The sequence below is a fragment of the Halomonas sp. LMYGS-3 genome, from assembly GCF_059509875.1.
Genome location: NZ_JCAKFQ010000025.1, coordinates 39125 through 53920 on the forward strand (window position 1 = coordinate 39125; position 14796 = coordinate 53920).

Consider the following 14796-nt stretch of genomic DNA (forward strand, 5'->3'; position numbering starts at 1 on the left):
TACTGTGATGGTTCCGCTGGTCCACATCATCTATGTCTGCCTCTTCGCGATGGGGGCCCTGTTCATCTGGACGACCCAGGCGTTTCCAAGGCCATTGTCCGCCCATGACATCGGTCCCGCCGTGTTCCCCATGTGGCTGGCCATCGTCATGATGACGCTGATCGTGGTGGATACCCTGATCTCGTGGGGACGTGCCAGGAAGGTGCCACTAGGTAATGTTGGGCTGGCGGCTCTGTTTGCACTGGGCATGGGAAGTACGGTATGGGCATCGAGCCGCTTCGGTTTCTTCTACGTGCTGCCTGTGGCGCTGTACATCGGCTTGTGGGCCATCGGCTCGCAACGCCTGGTGGTCAACGGAGTCTTCAGCCTGGTCATGCCGGTCGTGCTCTGGGCGATCTTCGATCAACTCCTCAGTATCCCACTTTCCCGCCTCTGACAGGCTGGGTTCCCCCGGGATATTTCCTCGTCGGGAGGCTTCATGATAATCGAAGGGTTGATGGCTGGCGCCGATATCCTGGCACAGCCTACCATTCTGCTTGGGGTGCTCATCGGCGTGATGATCGGCATGTCCTTCGGCGTCACGCCGGGCCTGGATGCCACCTCGGGCACCGCACTGCTGGTCTCGGCCACCTTCGCATTGCCCATGGAGGTCGCCATCGGTGCGCTCCTCGGGCTCTACACGGCGGCCACCTACGCTGGTTCTATCACCGCCATCACCATCGGTGTACCGGGTACCCCCGCATCTGCCGCCACAGTGCTTGACGGGTTTCCGATGACCCAAAGCGGGAAGCTGGACCGGGCCTTGAGCATTTCCATCACGGCGTCTGTCATTGGTGGCCTGGCGGGAACGGTGGCGCTGATCTTCCTTGCCGTCCCACTCGCTGAGTTTGCGCTGAACTTCGGCGCGCCGGAGTACTTCGCCTTGGGTTTACTAGGGGTGGCGATCATTTCCAGCCTGGTCCAAGGGATGTTCCTCAGCGGTTTCATCCTGGCCATTTTCGGGTTATTGATCACCACTATCGGCATCGATCCGTTCACCGGCTTTCCGCGCTTTACCTTCGGCAACATTAACCTGATCGAAGGGGTGCCCTATATTCCCGCACTGGTTGGCCTTTTTGCCATTTCCGAGGCGCTCTCCCTGATCGCCGAAAAGGACGATCGCAATGCCACCATCCACAAACCGAGATTCTTTGCCTTCTCGCTAGGCTGGGGGGCATTGCGCAAGATCAGCCGAGCCATGTGCATTGGCTCCGTGGTTGGCGCCATCCTGGGCGCGATTCCGGCGGCGGGGGCGGCAGCGGCCAACTGGATCGGCTACAACGAGGCACGTCGCTTCTCCCGCACGCCGGAAGCCTTCGGCAAGGGCTCGGAAGAGGGGCTGGCTGCAGCGGAGTCCAGTAACAACGGCACGGTCAGCTCTGCCCTGGTACCTCTGCTGGCGTTCGGCATTCCCGGCTCCGCGACCGCCGCGGTCCTGCTAGGCGCCATGATGCTGCACGGGGTAACGCCGGGGCCAAGCCTGTTCGTGGAGGACCCAGGGCTTGTCTACTTCATTTTCCTTGCCCTCGGGTTGGCGAATATCTTCATGCTTGGCTTTGGTATCTTCGGTGTCGGCTTCTGGGTGCGCCTGGTACAGCTGCCCAAGCCGTTCATCGTCATGACGATTCTGACCCTCTCCGTGGTGGGGGCCTTCAGCGTCCGCAGCAATGTCTTCGATGTCTATGTGGCGATCGGCCTCGGTATTTTCGGCTTCCTGCTGCGTCGAGCCGGGCTCTCCGTGGTACCCATTGTGCTGGCGATCGTGCTCGGTGGATTGATCGAGGAGAATTTCCGGCGAGCACTGATCGCTTCCAACAGTGGCATGTGGGTCTTTGTCGAGCGTCCGATCACAGCGGTGATCCTGGCCATCACGCTGGTGACCTTCCTGGCACCGCTGATTCGTGCGGCCAGGGTACAGCTTGCCGGCCGTCGCGCATCGAATGCGGCGGGCCAGGGATGATGGCTACCACCTCGAGCGGAGATGCCCGCATGCGCGCAGTGAGAATCCACCGGTACGGGACGGCCGACGAGTTGCATTGCGACGCCGTGCCGGTTCCCGAGCCGGGCCCTGGTGAGGTGCTGGTTCGCCAGCGCTTTGCCGGGGTCAACTTTGCCGACGTCTATATGCGAAACGGCCTCTATCATGGCGAGCACACCTACGGTACCCAGGTGCCCTTCACCCTGGGACTCGAGGGGGTGGGGGTGGTGGAGGCGGTCGGCGCAGGTGTCTCGAGCCTCGAACCCGAGATGCGTGTCGGTTACTGCCTGGCCAGGGGCGGCTATGCCGAATCGACGGTCGTGCCCGCCGACAAGGTGATCCGGCTGCCCGACTGGTGCCCGGACGACACGGCGGCGGCACTGATGCTGCAAGGTGCCACCAGCCACTATCTCACCCACTCACTGTTCAGACTCGAGCCAGGGCATGCCTGCCTGATCCATGCCGGGGCGGGGGGTGTAGGCCAATTGTTGATCCAGATTGCCAAGGCACGAGGCGCATTCGTCATCACCACGGTGGGTAGCCAGGCCAAGGCCGAGCTGGCTCGTTCGCTCGGTGCCGACCAGGTGATCCTGTATCGACAGCAGGATGTGGTAGCCGAGGTCGAGAAGGCCACCGCTGGTGCTGGCGTAGATGTCGTCTATGACTCAGTAGGCAAGGACACCATCCACACCAGCCTGCGCTGCCTGAAGGTGCGGGGGACCTGCGCCCTGTTCGGAGCCAGTTCCGGACCCGTGGAAGCCATCACCCCCATGGAACTCGCCGAAGCGGGTTCGATCTTCCTGACCCGCCCCCACCTCGCGCACTACCGACGCACCGCCGGGGAAGCCCAGTGGCGAGCCGACGACCTCTTCGAGCTGCTGCATGACGGGCGGCTCAAGGTTGCCATCGACAGCCGGCTCCCTCTCGAGGCGGCTGCCGAAGCCCACCGCCGCCTGGAATCACGTGCCAGCAGCGGCAAGATCCTGCTGGCGATCTGACGCGTAGCGGGGGCGTCGTGTGGCCCCGACGGTCAGTCGAACCACAACATAATGAGGAAGTCGATCATGGATCCAGCATCCACCATTGAAGGCGTGTTCGAGCATTTCCAGGGTACCGCCCTGCCTCCCGGTCGCGCTCGGGAGTTGATGCAGGAGCTGGCGCCCATCAATGCCTCCACCCGCGAATGCTATGACCAGGCCGCCAACTTCAATGCGCAGCCGGCCGACTTCCTGAGCACCCTGCTCGAACTGCAACGCAAGGAGTGAGGAACATGGGACAGGATCTTTCCAGACTGAGCCTCTTCGGGGCCAGGCAAGGGCTCGAGTCCGGTCGTGTCACGTCACGGCAACTGACGGAGGCCTGCCTCGAGGCCATCGAGTGCCGGGATGGCCGCGTCAACAGCTTCCTCACAGTGGAGTATCAGGCGGTGCTTCGGGCCGCCGATGAGGCCGACCAGGCACGCAAGGTCGGCAAGCGGGCCCCACTGCTCGGCATCCCGCTGGCCCACAAGGACATGTACTACCGCCAGGGGCGGGTCAGTACCTGTGGTTCCATCATCATGGCCGATCAGCCCGCCACCACCACGGCAACGGTGCTGGAGCGCCTCGACCAGGCGGGCGCGCTGGAGCTGGGTGCCTTGAACATGTCGGAGTTCGCCGCCGGCCCCACCGGGCACAACGCGCACTACGGCGATGTCCACAACCCCTGGCATACCGAGCATATCCCGGGTGGTTCCTCGAGCGGCCCGGGGGCTGCCGTGGCGGCGCGGCTCTGTTACGGCTCCCTGGGTTCCGATACTGGTGCCTCGATTCGCGTACCGGCTGCCTGCTGTGGCGTGGTGGGACTCAAGCCGACCTATGGCCGAATCAGCCGCTACGGTGCCATGCCGCGTTCGTGGAGCAATGACTGCATGGGCCCGCTGGCGAGAACGGTCATGGACTGTGCACAGCTGATGCAGGTGCTCGCGGGTCGCGATACCCGGGATAGCTCAAGCCTCGATGCCCCTGTCCCCGATTATCTGGCAGCCCTGGAGCAGGGCGTCAAGGGACTGCGTATCGGGGTTCCCACCCGGCATTTTGCTGAAGGTGTGGATGACGAGATCGCCGAGGCGCTGACCCGCAGCAGGCAGATACTCGAGCAGGCGGGATGTCGTCTGGTGGACGTGGACGTGCCGGACCCGAAACTGCTCTATGACCTCGGTGAAACCCTTTCCAAGGGTGAAGCCTCGACCATCCACCGCCGCTGGCTGCAACAGCGGCCGCAGGACTACAGCGATCATGTGCGGACTCGACTGGAAGCCGGCCAGGCCCTTCCGGCGACGCGCTATCTCGAGGCGCTCTCGTTGCGCGGCGAGGTCGTCAGGAACTTCGTTGCCGATGCGTTCAAGGCGACGGTGGATGTCCTGCATCTTCCGGTGCTTGGCCGACCCGTGCCGACTCTGGCGGAAACCGATTTCCATGGCAGTGGCACAGTGGGGGAAACCGTTTCCGCCATCACCCGCTTCACTCGCCCGATCAACTACCTGGGCCTTCCCGCCTTGAGTGTGCCGTGCGGTTTTTCCCAAGGCGGCTTGCCGATCGCCTTTCAGCTGGTCGGCAGGCCGCTGGATGAGGATCGCCTGCTCGCCATCGGTCATGCCTATCAGCAGCTCACCGAGTGGCATCGCATGGAGCCGGAAATGGTGGCCAGCGGCTAGCTGGCCGCCTTTACAACATGGCGGGCCGGCCCGCGGCAGAGGGGCTGAACCATGGATCGTGACACGACAGGGAGCTGCAGGTGGATCTGACTCTCATCCAGATGCTGAGCATCGCGGTGTTGGTATTGCTGGGCGCCGTGGTGCAGGGCACCATCGGCTTCGGCTTGGCCATCGTCGCCGCACCCTTCCTGATCCTGATTCACCCAGAGCTCGTCCCCGGGCCGGTGCTGTTCTTCGGTATGGCCAGCGCCGCCTTCAATGTCTGGGCAAATCGCGCCGGCCTGGCGTTCCGCGAGCTGACGCTGGCCCTGGTGGCCCGCGTCCCCGGCACCCTGCTGGCCATGGTCGTTCTGGTGGTTGCCTCACCCTCGGTGCTTTCAGTGCTGCTGGGCTTGAGTGTGCTGGCGGCGGTGGTGCTGAGCATTCGCACGCCCTACGTCGAGCGTACCCGGCGTGTCATGTTCACCGCCGGGTTCATGTCGGGCTTCATGGGCACCACGACGGCGATCGGTGGGCCGCCGATCGCCCTGGCCTACCAGAGTGCGACCGGGCCCGAGGCTCGAGCCAACCTCGGGGGTTACATGCTGGTGGGCATGATCGCCTCGTTGTTTGCCCTGGTGTTGATAGGGCGGTTCACCGGAGAACATCTGACGATATCGCTGATCATGCTGGTGCCCGTGGTTCTGGGCGTCTACCTGGCGAGAATCCTGGCGCCACTGATCAACCCGGCGTGGCTGCGTCCTGCCCTGCTGGTGCTTTGCAGCATATCGGGTACTGTGGCCCTGGCGAAAGGAGGGCTCGAGCTGTTGCCCTGGTTGGGGAGCTGAAAGCAGCCAGGCAACGCCCGTTCACGCTGATGACCTGTCCACACCTCCCCTGATATCCATGCCGTCGATACTGCCCTGCCCCTCCATCGGGCATGTCGGCAGGCACCGGTGAATGCAGACGAGAAGGTAGGCATATGAACAACGAAAGGCTCTTGATCGATGGTCAGTGGTGCGAGGGCGAGGCTGGCCAGGTAACCCTTAATGACCGCTATCGCGGCACCCTTGCGGCAGTGATCGAGCAGGCCTCGAACCGGCAGGTTGATGCCGCCGTGGAGGCGGCACTCAAGGCGTTTCGTGGCACTCCCATTCCGGCCTACCAGCGCTATGCCATTCTCGACCGGGCAGCCCGGCTCATGGAGGAGCGGCATGAACAGATCCTGCATGACCTGATCACCGAGACTGGATATGCCGTTGGCGACGCCCGCAGCGAATTGGATCGCTGCGTGTTGACCCTGCAGCAGTGTGCCGAGGAGGCCAAGCGTATCCACGGCGAAGGCGTGCCGATGGAGGGGGCGCCGGGTCACGAGCACCGGATCGGTTTCACGGTACGGGTCCCGCGTGGGGTGGTCTGCGCCATCACGCCCTTCAATGCCCCTCTCAACACCGTTGCCCACAAGATCGCACCGGCGCTCGCCGCCGGAAATGCGGTGTTGCTGAAACCGGCGGAACAGACCCCGATGTGCGCCAACCACCTGGCCAGGCTGTTGTGTGATGCGGGCCTTCCGGCTGGCTATCTGAACGTGGTCCACGGGCCCGGAGAGATGGTGGGTAAGCGCCTGCTGGAAAACCAGGCGGTTGATTTCTATGCCTTCACCGGCTCGACGGCCGTCGGCGAGCTAATCAGGGCGCGTATCGGCCTTCGCCATACCTCGCTGGAGCTCGGTAACATCTCCAGCACCATCGTGTGCCAGGACGCCAGCCTGGAGGTGGCCCTGCCGAGGATCATCGCCAGTGCCTTTCGTAAGGCAGGCCAGGTATGCACCTCGATCCAGAAGCTTTTCGTCCAGCGTGGCGTCTACCCCGAGGTGGTAGCGCAGCTCAAGGACAGACTGGCCACCCTCAAGGCCGGAGACCCCACCGATCCCGGTACCTTCATCGGCCCGCTGATCGACCTGGATGCCGCCAAGCGTGTCGACGAGTGGATACAGGAGGCCGTGGATGGCGGCGCCAGCATCGTCACCGGTGGTGAGCGACGGGGATCGCTACTGACGCCGACCGTGCTCGCCGACGTGCCAACCGACTGCCGCCTCTTTAGGGAAGAAGTCTTCGGCCCAGTGGTATGCGTCATGCCCTTCGATAACCTCGAGGAGGCCATTGATGGCGCCAACGACAGTCCTTATGGCCTCACGGCGGGCATCTTCACCCGCAATCTCGATGAAGGCCTGAGCGCGGCTCGTCGTCTTCGCGTGGGTTCCCTGCACATCAACGAAACGTCCAGTGCACGGGTCGACCAGATGCCATCCGGCGGCGTCAAGGCAAGCGGTACGGGCCGCGAGGGACCGAGATACGCTATTGAGGAAATGACCGAGGAACGACTTGTCACGATCAGCCCCTCACGTCTCGCGTAGGGCAATCGCAAGCAAGGCCAGTGTGACAACGTCTCCACCGTCGAGGCGTTGTCATGTGGTATCCAGGAGGGCCCATGACCTGGGCCAGGATTGTCGACATTGACGCGTTGCAGCATTCGCTGCTATCATCCATGGCGTTCACAGACAATCACCAAGGAGCTTATTAAGATGAAAGTTCAATGCATTGATGCTCAGAGTGCCGAAGCGATTGCCCGTCATGCCGCTCAGTACCGGCTCCAGGACTACGGCGTTTCCATCTCCTCCGAAGGTAATACCTTGAGCGTCGCACCCGCCAATGCCCTCGTACGGCTGTTCTCCAACGCCATCGGCAAGGTGTTCGATCTGTTCTTCGATCGACCTGAGCGTGACGTGTCCCAGCAACGCGTCAGCGGCGATATCGTCACTCCCTGAAGTAAGCGCAGTATGACCCAGCTCATGATATCCAGCCCCGTGGACCAACAATTCCTAACCGGGGCCAGCACACAACCCATCACGAATATCCCCCTCCAGGCACACCAGCCAGCATTTCTTGTTAACTGCTTGTTTCTATTCTCTTCTTTCTAATTCCTTCCTGCCACCTGCTCCTCCGCTCTCTTGCTTGCAACGTTTCGCTTCTAGCTTCTCCCTTGCCACTTTCCCAAGCGATAAGCCTCAGGCCACTGTGTTGCACCGCAGCCAATTGATGAGCCCTCCCGCATGGAAGATATCGCGCTGGCGCTCGGACATGCGATGCTCTGCCCGCAGCTCGAGATCCTTGCCCGGTACCCTGATGATGACCTCCCTGGAAGCTTCGACCTGGCCGTGTACATCCACGACCTCCAGCACATCCTCCTGGTCCAGTCGGTCATGGTCCTGTGGATACTGGAACATCAGTGCGAGGATGCCGGCATTGATCAGGTTCTGGTAATGGATACGCGCAAAGCTCTTGGCCAGCACCAGGCGCAGCCCCAGGTATTGAGGGGCCAGCACAGCATGCTCGCGGCTCGAACCCTGGCCGTAGTTATGGCCGGCCACCAGGGCATGTCCTCCCGATTCGCGGGAAGCGACCCCGCGTTGCGGATAATCCTGTGCCAGGTCGCGGAAGCAGAACTGGCTGATCGCCTGTACGTTCGAGCGATAGGGCATGGCTTCCGAGCCTGCGGGGTTAATGGTGTCGGTGGAGATGTCGTCCCCCATCTTCAGCAGGGTGGTGACCTGGAGCCTGTCGGGTAACGGCTCGATCTCGGGGAGTTGGGCGATATTGGGGCCACGCTGGATCTTGACCTTCCGAGCCTCCTCGAGGGGCAGTGCCGACAGCATCGACGACGCCCCCACGACAGGGTTCGAGGGAAGCAGGTCTGTTTCCGGGTAGCATAGCCCCAGGCTGTCGGCCAGTTCCCTGGGATCGGTGATCTCGCCCGTCAGCGCGGCGGCAGTGACGGTTTCCGGGCTACAGAGGAAGACGTGGTCATCGGCAATGCCGGAGCGGCCAGGAAAGTTGCGGGGTGTCGTACGCAGACTGTTCTGTGCGGTGGCCGGAACCTGGCCCATGCCCATGCAGCCATTGCAGCCGGTCTGGTGGAGGCGGCCGCCGGCCGCTATCAGATGCACCAGTAACCCCTCCGTGGCCAAGTCCGTCAGGACCTGACGGGATGCCGGATTGAGGTCGAAGGAGACCTCCGGATGCACCTGGCGACCCTCCACCATCAAGGCCGCGATGGCCAGATCACGATACCCCGGGTTGGCGGACGATCCGATATAGGATTGATGGACTGGTGTTCCGACCACCTCGCGGACCGGTACCACCTTGTCCGGGCTCGACGGCAACGCAATCAGTGGTTCCAGGCTGGAGAGGTCGATTTCATCGGTGTGTGCATAGCTGGCGCCCTCGTCGGCGGCCAGTTCACGCCAGTCCAACTCCCGGCCATGGTCGCGCAGGAAGCGTCGAGTCTGCGCGTCACTGGGAAAGATACTGGTGGTGGCACCCAACTCGGCCCCCATGTTGGCGATGACGTGGCGGTCCATGGCAGTCAAGGTGGCGACCCCTGGACCATGGTACTCGATGATGCGGCCAGTCCCCCCCTTCACGCTGTGTCGCCGCAGCATCTCCAGGATGACATCCTTGGCACTGACCCAAGGCGGTAGCCTGCCGGTCAGATGCACGCCCATCACCTCGGGCATCGAAATGCTCAAGTGCTCGCCCGCCAGCACGCTGGCAATTTCGATGGACCCCGCGCCGAAGGACAGCATGCCCAGGGAGCCGGCGGCACAGGTGTGCGAATCCGAGCCAGCCAGCAGCATGCCTGGCACCCCCACCCGCTCCATGTGGACCGGGTGGGACACGCCGGTTCCCGGGGGAGCGAAGCGTATGCCGAACCTGGCGGCAGAGGTCTGCAGGAAGATATGGTCGTCGCGGTTGCGATAGTCGGCCTGGAGCAGGTTATGGTCCACATACTGACAGGCTGTCTCGACCTGGATCCGGTCTAGCCCCATGGCATCGAGGGCCAGCATGGTCAGGGTCCCCGTGGCATCCTGCAGCAGGACCTGATCCACCTCAAGGCGTACTTCCTCGCCGGGTCTTGCCGCATCGCCGTGTACCAGGTGGTTGTCGATGAGCTTCTGAGTCAGAGTGCGCGGTTCGGCCATGAAGGTGAGCCTCCTGAATAAATTGCCCGCCAACATGCTCAAGCACAGGCGGGCAAAGATGGCATGTTGGGATTGTTGTCAGCTGCCAGTTTATGCCTCAGGCGGTCTTCCCGGTTCTAAGTGCCGAAATCATTGACTGCGCCAGCGGAAGTATCAAAACGGCGAATGCGCAGAACAGGATGATCGCCGAGATAGGCTGACTGACGAAGTAACTGAAATCATCACCCGAGACACGCAGGCCGCGACGGAGATTGGATTCCATCATACTTCCCAGGACGAGTGCGAGGATGATCGGAGCCGGATGGATATGCAGCTTGCGAAGGACATAACCCAGGATACCGCCCACGACGGTCACCCACACCGACAGGATATTATTATCGTACGTATAGGCACCCAACAGACACACGCTGGTCACCACGGTCGATACCAGAGCAGGGTTGAGACGTGTGATCTGGACCCAGAATCGAGTTCCCAGCAGACCGATAAGCATCATCACGGGCAGGCCGATCAGTAGGGACACGAAGATGGAGTACGGAATCTCGGGATTGCGCGCGAACAGCATGGGGCCGGGGTTGATGCCGTGAATCATCAGGGCACCAATCAGGATGGCGGCACTGGCGGAACCGGGAATGCCCAGCGAGAGCAGTGGTGCCAGGGCGCCTGGGCCAGCCGCATTGTTGGCTGTCTCGGAAGCCACCACCCCTTCGGGGTTACCGGTACCGAAGGTTTCAGGGTGCTTCGATAGACGCTTCGACACGCTGTAACTGACCAGTGAGGCGATGGTGGCCCCGGCGCCGGGGACTACCCCGATCAGGAAGCCGATGATGGAACTGCGGCCCAGTGTCTTGCCATAGGGGAAGATCATGGGAATGGACTTCCACGGGCTCGGCAGGTCGTGAATGCGATCTCCGGATGACTTCAGGGAGCGCTCCAGCATCATGAACACCTCTGAAAGGGCAAAGAGGCCGATCAGGGCGGGCAGGAAGGGCACACCCTCAATGAGTCCGATGTGGAAGACATAGCGCTGGGTACCGGAGATGGGGTCGAGACCGATGGTCACCACCATCAGGCCGATGACCAGCCCGATAACCGCACGAGTCATTGAACCGGCGGCCAACGAGGTGACGAGTGCCAGGCCCAGCAGTGACAGGGCGAAATACTCTGCCGGGCCAAAGGCCAGGGCGATATGCGCAAGCCCAGCCGCACTGACGATCAGTAGCAGAGTGCTGACGAAGGCACCGAAGCCTGAACTGAGGATCGAGAGTGTCAAGGCTTCGCCAGCCTGCCCCTTCATGCGCATGGGGTAACCATCGAAGGCGGTGATAGCGGCAGCTGGCTGCCCCGGCGCATTGACCAGAATGCCGGGAATGGCGGCCGCATAGTCGCCGGCCACATAGATGGCAACCAGCATGACCATTGCGGAAACCGGGTCCATCGAAAAAGTGAAGGGCAGGACGACGGCCATGCCGACGGCAGTGGTCAATCCTGGCAGGGAGCCCACCATGTAGCCGATGGCGATGCCAAATAATAGGGCAAGAATCACATCGATGCTGATGATGGCGATCAAGCCTTGTAGCAGACCTTCAATCATAACCATGTACCTGTCGGCAGCGGCGTTCCCAACGCCATATCAAAGATAAGTTTGGTGAAAACCAGGAAGCCCACGGTCAAGGCGGCAAGCGACCACACCTTCCGTATGCCGGCGGCATAGCCAAATGCCGTGGTGAAGATTGCCGAAGTCAGGTAAAAACCTAACCAAGGCAGAACAGTAGCGTATGCCACTGTACAGATCAGGCCGATAAGCACGGTGAGGGGCTTGTGGATGGTCAGTGCCTCATCTCTCTGCCGAGTGAGGATTCTGCGAAATGCCAGGATGGCCAGCATAATGGCGGATAGAATCGCCAGTGCCCCAATACCGATCGGGAAGGTATGAGCCTGGACCCAGGCGGAACCACGCGTTGGAAAGCCCATGGCTTGAACGATGTACCAGATGGAAATCAGGATAAAAAGACTGGCGGCTACCAGATCAGCAGTCTCGCTCCTGATAGAGACATGCCACTCATTCTTTTCAGCCGGAGTTTCCTTCTCACCGGGGGTGGAAGTGCTCATAGAACTCTCCGTACAAACCAAGAGATACCGGGCGAAAGGTACGCCTCTCGCCCAGTGACAGGGAATCGTGTTTACTCGTCCAGACCGAGGCGCTCCACCCATTCAGCGACCAGCTCATTCTGACGCTTGACGAACTCGGTAAACTCTTCAGGCCCCATGAACCTATTGTTGAGGTTGGAGTTCTCGATGTACTCCTTGTAATCGTCGGTTTGCGTGATCTGCTCCAGCGCATCGGCAAGCTTCGCCTTGATCTCATCGGGAATTCCCTTGGGACCGATGATGCCCCGGAACTGCTGCCAGCTCGAGTCGACGTCATAGCCGGCCTCGGCAAAGGTCGGGGTGTCGGGGTAGGCGCTGACGCGGTCCTCTGACAGCACGCCGAGCACGCGCAGGTTGCCTGCCTCTACATGGTCGCGGGTGATGCCGGTCCAGGCCATGCCGATCGGCACATGGCCGCCGACGTTCGCGGTGACGGAGTCGCCCTGGCTGTCGTAGGGCACATAGCGGACGTCTTCCTCAGTGATGCCGGCGGCCTCGGCGAACATCGCCCATGCGATATGGCCGGTAGAACCGTCGACAGTACCGGACACGCTGTACTGCCCCGGGTTGGCCTTGACTTCCTCGACCAGCCCTTCCAGGGAATCGAAGGGTACCGATTCGTGTACCACCAGGACCGGCGGATCGGTGACCAGTCCGGCGATCCAGTCGACCGAGTCGATGGTGTACTCGTCAAACACGGCATTCATCACCGCGATGTGGGTCGCTGTCGTGGATCCAATGGTATAGCCATCCGGTTCGGCGGTGGTGATGGCGGCCAGCTGAACACCCGTCTGGCCACCGGGACGGTTCTCCACGACGAAAGGTTGGCCAAGGATTTCCTCGAGATCGGTGGCTATCCGGCGTGCCAGCACATCCGTGCCGCCACCCGGCGAGACATGTAGGAGGTACTTGACCGGCTGATTCGGGTAGTCATCAGCTGCATAAGCAGCACTGGCATGCAAACCGACGCCGAGGGTCATTGCACCCAGCATGACGGGAGTTGCAAATTTACAGGCATGGCGTGCCATGCGTCCAAGCAGAATTGTAGTTGTCATCGTTAATACTCCTTGCCGACGCAATCATGTTGAGTCTGGACTGGTGAGCGCAAGCGACAGCACACTCCGATTAAATCTATTGAAATCAAAGACCTATTCATTATTGGCATGACTTCTGCTCTTTAAATTTTTCATGAGATGGCATCCCTCTCACACCCCGGAAAGTAAAACCAGACATGCGGCATGTCAACCGCTCAATGGGCGGTAGTAACTTCAATAGCAACTACTCAAGGAAAAATCAAGCTGCAAGGAGTAGGTCATCCTGGCAGTGAACGGTACCTTTCCCTATGATTGCCGTGTTGTTTTCTAGAAAACATTTTGTATTTTCATGGAGTTATACTCACACCTTCCTCCATGAGGAGGGAGGTTTCTGGGGGGGGGGGGGGGCTTGCCAGATCCGCCGAAAAGTCATGACCCTATCCAGGATTCACCCAGCATGTTGTGTTTTCAGGCAGGCGCCGCATGCGACCTTGGTCGTGCTTTCGAGGCTATTCGTCTGTTGGAACTGGCTTCATCTCAGGTGCTGTCGAGTGAAGAAATCATTTGCAAATGGCCCTCAAGAATTATTTTTAACCGACTGTTTTAATTGACAATACTGTCTAAATTTAGGTCTCTTTCATTCATCGCCTCACGGAAGGTGGTTGCGCTAGCTACTACTCCCGAGCTAGGCTGAGATCGACATACGGCTTAGATATGGGGTCCCGAGACACAAGGGGCGCAAGGCCTTACCCCATCGAATTGCAGGGCTGCATTCTCGTAGAAGAGTGAGACATTCGAATGAAGATCACATCCGTCAATTTAAGGAAGCTCCGCTTACCCTTGGTGGTGCCTTACCGGCTCTCCTACCGAACCTTTGAAGAGTTCGAACCCTATTACGTCGAAATCACAATGGAAGATGGTCGAGTGGGGTTCGGGGACGGCCATATCTCGCCTGGCTCAAGCAGTGAAACCCGCGTGGGTGGCTGGGCGTTCTGCCAGGAGCTAAGCCAGGCAATCCTGGGCATGACCGTCGGGGAGGCCAGGCAGCTCGTCCAGGAGCGCATGCCCGAGAGCAAGGTGGCCGCCAGTGCGCTGGCCACGGCCCTGGAAGTGCTCGACAACACTGACTTGATCGACATTCCTTCTGATCTGCATCTGCCCCTGCTCACCCCCATCAACTCTACCAACCTGGATGATATACCGGGAGAGCTGGATGAGCTGATGGCCAAGGGGTTCAAGACCTTCAAGGTCAAGGTCGGCAAGGATCTCGAGGCCGATCTCAGGCGAGTTGCCGCCATCCAGGAGGTCACGGCCGGAAAAGCGACGCTGCGTCTGGATGCGAACCGAGCCTTCGACCAGGACCAGGGCTGCCGATTCGCTGCTTCGTTGAACCCGGAGGGTATCGAGCTGTTCGAGCAGCCTTGCCTGGCCGAGGACTGGGACGCCAATGCCGCCGTCGCCCGGGTTTCGAAGGTACCGCTGATGCTGGATGAGCCCATCTGCACCCTTGCCGATATCGAGCGCGCCAGTAAGTTGGAGAATGTTCAATTCTGCAAGCTCAAGCTCAAGCGATTTGGCTCCATGCAGGGCCTCAAGGACGGACTCGACGCCGTTCGGGCTCATGGCATGGAGCCCGTTCTCGGCGATGGGCTAGGTAGTGAAATCACCAGCTGGATGGAGGCTTGCGTGGCACAGAGCACCATTCGCAATGCCGGCGAATTCAATGGCTTCCTCAAGCCTGTCCACCGGCTGTTCGACACACCACTGACCTTCAGGGATGGCGATATCATCCTGACCAAGGGGTATCGACCAAGTGTCAACCGTCAGCGGCTGGATGACAGCACAACGGAAAGTCTGAATTTTTCACAAACACGATGAACAA

At 60.9% G+C, this 14796-nt stretch carries 13 protein-coding genes; 9 read left to right on the top strand and 4 right to left on the bottom strand.

Translation table 11 applies throughout. The features are described 5' to 3' along the window. Positions 1–7 precede the first annotated feature (7 nt). The 8 genes from AC5W54_RS18225 to AC5W54_RS18260 all read left to right on the top strand — a co-directional run bounded on the left by AC5W54_RS18225 (position 8) and on the right by AC5W54_RS18260 (position 7518). The gene (locus AC5W54_RS18225) at positions 8–436 is read left to right on the top strand and encodes a tripartite tricarboxylate transporter TctB family protein (RefSeq protein ID WP_495963516.1); all 429 of its coding nucleotides are present in this window, start codon (positions 8–10) and stop codon (positions 434–436) included. Between the two features lie 42 nt (positions 437–478). Then, entirely contained in the window at positions 479–1999 is a 1521-nt protein-coding gene (locus AC5W54_RS18230; RefSeq protein WP_495963517.1) for a tripartite tricarboxylate transporter permease, read from the top strand. Between the two features lie 29 nt (positions 2000–2028). Next, positions 2029–3015: a quinone oxidoreductase family protein gene (locus tag AC5W54_RS18235; protein ID WP_495963518.1), complete on the top strand. Its 987-nt coding sequence runs from the start codon at positions 2029–2031 to the stop codon at positions 3013–3015. A gap of 66 nt (positions 3016–3081) precedes the next feature. Next, positions 3082–3282 carry a hypothetical protein gene (locus tag AC5W54_RS18240; protein ID WP_495963519.1) on the top strand — a complete coding sequence of 67 codons (201 nt, stop codon included), beginning with the start codon at positions 3082–3084 and terminating at the stop codon, positions 3280–3282. A gap of 5 nt (positions 3283–3287) precedes the next feature. Continuing rightward, positions 3288–4712 carry an amidase gene (locus AC5W54_RS18245; RefSeq protein ID WP_495963520.1) on the top strand — a complete coding sequence of 475 codons (1425 nt, stop codon included), beginning with the start codon at positions 3288–3290 and terminating at the stop codon, positions 4710–4712. 80 nt (positions 4713–4792) lie between these two features. After that, entirely contained in the window at positions 4793–5539 is a 747-nt protein-coding gene (locus tag AC5W54_RS18250) for a sulfite exporter TauE/SafE family protein (protein WP_495963521.1), read from the top strand. 134 nt (positions 5540–5673) lie between these two features. Then, on the top strand, positions 5674–7107 hold the full coding sequence (locus AC5W54_RS18255; RefSeq protein ID WP_495963522.1) for an aldehyde dehydrogenase family protein: 1434 nt from the start codon (positions 5674–5676) through the stop codon (positions 7105–7107). A 168-nt stretch (positions 7108–7275) separates the two neighbouring features. Then, a complete protein-coding gene (locus AC5W54_RS18260; RefSeq protein ID WP_495963523.1) occupies positions 7276–7518 on the top strand; it encodes a hypothetical protein in 243 nt (80 codons plus the stop codon). 240 nt (positions 7519–7758) lie between these two features. Here AC5W54_RS18260 and AC5W54_RS18265 read toward each other — a convergent pair whose 3' ends face one another. From AC5W54_RS18265 to AC5W54_RS18280, 4 genes are all read right to left on the bottom strand, one after another. Continuing rightward, complete coding sequence (locus AC5W54_RS18265; RefSeq protein WP_495963524.1) at positions 7759–9732, bottom strand: aconitate hydratase; 1974 nt, start codon at positions 9730–9732, stop codon at positions 7759–7761. A 97-nt stretch (positions 9733–9829) separates the two neighbouring features. Then, a complete protein-coding gene (locus AC5W54_RS18270) occupies positions 9830–11323 on the bottom strand; it encodes a tripartite tricarboxylate transporter permease (RefSeq protein WP_495963525.1) in 1494 nt (497 codons plus the stop codon). Then, positions 11320–11841, bottom strand: coding sequence for a tripartite tricarboxylate transporter TctB family protein (locus AC5W54_RS18275; RefSeq protein ID WP_495963526.1), 522 nt, complete (start codon positions 11839–11841; stop codon positions 11320–11322). Before AC5W54_RS18275 ends, AC5W54_RS18270 begins: the two co-directional genes overlap by 4 nt. 71 nt (positions 11842–11912) lie before the next feature. Then, positions 11913–12935, bottom strand: a complete 1023-nt coding sequence (locus tag AC5W54_RS18280; RefSeq protein WP_495963527.1) for a Bug family tripartite tricarboxylate transporter substrate binding protein — start codon at positions 12933–12935, stop codon at positions 11913–11915. Positions 12936–13712: 777 nt separating this feature from the next. Between AC5W54_RS18280 and AC5W54_RS18285 the strand changes: the two genes are divergently transcribed. After that, entirely contained in the window at positions 13713–14792 is a 1080-nt protein-coding gene (locus tag AC5W54_RS18285) for a mandelate racemase/muconate lactonizing enzyme family protein (protein WP_495963528.1), read from the top strand. Positions 14793–14796: the final 4 nt, after the last annotated feature.